The organism is Endozoicomonas sp. SESOKO4 (genome assembly GCF_024606275.1).
In genome coordinates, this window is record NZ_JAHHPS010000566.1 from 1 (window position 1) to 3,254 (window position 3,254).

The 3,254-nt window shown below is 43.5% G+C and carries 2 protein-coding genes; both read right to left on the minus strand.

Annotated features, from left to right (window positions below; translation table 11 throughout):
* Positions 1 to 520: RsmE family RNA methyltransferase (locus tag KDK16_RS11100; RefSeq protein WP_257276154.1), on the minus strand; the 520-nt coding region annotated here is incomplete at its 3' end.
* Between the two features lie 149 nt (positions 521 to 669).
* A complete protein-coding gene (locus KDK16_RS11105) occupies positions 670 to 2,877 on the minus strand; it encodes a hypothetical protein (protein ID WP_257276155.1) in 2,208 nt (735 codons plus the stop codon).
* Positions 2,878 to 3,254: the final 377 nt, after the last annotated feature.

Sequence of the window (3,254 nt, forward strand, 5' to 3'; positions counted from 1 at the left end):
GATGGGCTACAAAACAACGTTTGCCTTCCATAATGGCTGGCAAGCGATCCTCAACAAAAGGCTTGAAGCGTTTCTCAAGAATAATTTCTGGCAACAGCGTATCCCTTGCCTGCTCCAGCCCGAGAATAAGCTGCTCACGCACTTTTTCTTCTGACAACCAGGGCGACTGCCAAAAGCTTTTCTCAACCCGGTAGCTGTTCATAAGGATGATTTTTTTAACTCCAATAGACGACAAATGCTGCAAAATCCTTTTCAGCATTTTCGGACGGGGTAACGCCAGCAGAATGGTCATAGGTAGAGGCTCAGGAGGCTTTTTGTTCAGACATACATCCAACTCCATTGCCTGATCCGTCAGAGAAACAATGACGCCTTCACCCATTTCTCCATTCAGCAGCCCTACTCTGATCCTGTCACCGGCTTGAGAGCGATGAACGTTCAGGACGTGCTGAAGGGGTCTGCCTATCAGCCTGACGCGGCTTTCAGAAATAAAATCGGTAGGAGTCAATAACAGCAAGTTCATATCGGGACGCATCAACAGTCAGAAAACAAAACATGCATTTTCCAGATAAAGCCTCCTTAACGAAAGGCTAATTTTATCGAAGACCTGATACAGTGGGGAGAACTTGGCTCCTGTAATCGATGAGCCTGAGCATCAACCGTAGAAAATAATCAGGAGTGTTTGTTCTTTTGCTTTTTTCCCCTGCGAGATCTACGGAATCCATCAGGTATTGCAGCTTGATTAATCATGTCAGCTAATTTTTTCCTGAATTTTAAGTTTTTATGACTTGTATCAAATCCTATGCAATACCTATCCTTCATACAGTCAACAAAACAATCTATCAAGCTAGAAGCATAAGCTCTGCATAGAGCATCTTGTGTGAAGTCTGTTTTGATTATCTCTTTTGGTAAATCAAACAAAAACAACTCAACATCACCAGACTCCGATATCTGATAGTTAATTGAGTCAGGTTCCAGATATATCTTATTTTTTACCAATGCAGCCACTTCTCGAATAGCATGCTGGAGTACGCCAAAAAATACCTCTTCATCAGGAATTTCTTTAACCTGTAACTCCTTTCCAGTAATCTGATCTTTAACAACCATGTCATCTATAAACGAATCGAGATTATATGCGCTTTTATCATCAGCAATGTGTCCATCAAGATCGTCAAATAAAGGCATAACGATTGCGGGAACAGTCACACCGTCTATCTCGACAAGAACGTTTTTATGATAAGAGAGCGTGTTAAAACCTAGCTGCCTGAGTTGTTCTGTTGACTGTGTTTCCTTTAACGCGGTATCCCAGCGCTCCACTTGATAACTTTCCGCCGGCACTGCAATGGCAAAACCTTTACCTTTTATATTAATTTTAAAAACTTTTTTTGTACCGCCTTGAGATACAAGGTCACACAAAAAATCTTGCTGATCATCTGATGTTTTTTCTCCTTGAGAATCATCAGATGTCTTTAGCATTGTTATTTTTAATTCATCCCCCACATACATTCGATTCAGATTATATTTTTTTTCAGGATCACGAGCGTTATTTAAGGCTAGAGCCTCATCTAAAGACACCTCGAAATCTCTTAATTCGTCAATATCAACCGACGCAACATCGGAAACTTGTAAAACCTCCCGCGAACCAGAGGGTTCCTTATTAGCGTCTTTCAGGTTTTGATAATTTTCTTTCAATCCACCCAACAGATGTCTGGTGTATTTTTCGGGCGCACGCTCGATCACCTCTTTGACCATGTCTTCATAAGAAACACAGCGTTCTACCCTTGTCTCAAGGGCTTTCAGCGCTTTAACTTCTGGCAGCTCTTCCGGTCTGACCTCGGCATAAGGAACGACGACGTATTTTATTCCAGGCGGATCAGACTCTTCCTCCTCAACCCTTTCTTCTACATCAGCCTTCGCATGACATGCTTCCGAAATTCCCTGGATCACATTGTCAATATCAACCAGCAGCTCTTTCTGCAGACGGACTACCATCTCCATGTCTTCAGACACATGACTCCAGGGTAAGTCTAAGGAGGTGTCTTCAGCCCAGTTTTCACGATCTTCCAGATACTGCCTTATGGATGGATCCAACCGCGCCTCATCGCCGGTTTCCACACAGATTTCTTTGAAGGCAGTCAGCAGGTTTTTCGCGTATTTTGAAGGTGCTTCCTGTTTGATCACAGCAAAGGCGTCATTGATATCGCTGGCCTTCATCAAACTCAGGGCCAGTGCACTGATTTGATCTTTTCTGAGGCCGGATCGACTGTCTATCTGCTCCTCTTCATTCTTATGAATCAGTTCCAGGAGAGGGAAAATTTTCTCTTTGAACGCACTCAATTCATCGGCATAAGCCAGCAGCGGAACCTTTACCTTAAGAGCTTTCAGGCGATATCCAGCCTGCTCCACAAGTTTTTTCATTTTCAGAAGGTAGCCATATTGTTCGCAATGCTCAAAGTGGTTATCGAAACATGAAACCATTGCGGGTATATCTTCAGCCATCTGAAGCGAATGCAAAAAACTGCGTTCTTTCGCTGTGTATTCTTTAAAACCTTCAGCCAGCCATTCAGTGGATTGACCCAGTTCGGATTTGAATCGCTGAAACAGATTTTCCTTTAACTCTTCAAACGATTCATTTCGAATTGTGGATTCCAGCCATAAACGGCCCTGTTCTGACAACCCCAAATTGGCCCCGGTGTCCCGCCCGATCTTTAGGAAGCTCATACAGAGCCTCTTCTGATAGGGCTCTGGCACCACATCATTCAACAACACCAGCATCTCATTTAGGGAGGGGCAATCATCAATTCTGTGAAGAAGGCTGATCTGTATTTTCTTGTATAGCTCCGGTTCTTTCTCGCCTTCAATAGCGACGATATCATCCATAACTTCTTTAATCCGGAGTTTGAAATCGCCCTTGAATGCATCTATTTCAGCAAACGAATAGCCTTTTAGTACTGCTGATAGCCTTTGGGGTCCCATAGGTGTTATGGAACGTTGGTTCAGAGATGACGCAGGCGGTTTAAAGGAATCCTGGCTTTTTTTAAGACGGGTAGGAATCAGGACAGCACCGACACTTCGGCAGAAAGCTCTGGCTTTACCAAAAACCAGAGAGGTTGCCTTTCTAATACTGATGGCAGCCATCCTGAGGTGATACAGGATACTGTCGTCCTGCGAAGTCTTGTTAACATTAGCCATGTGCGTCCTGCAATAATTTCATTCCTCTATTCAACTTAGTCAAAGCTGGGCGAGTCATTTAAGTG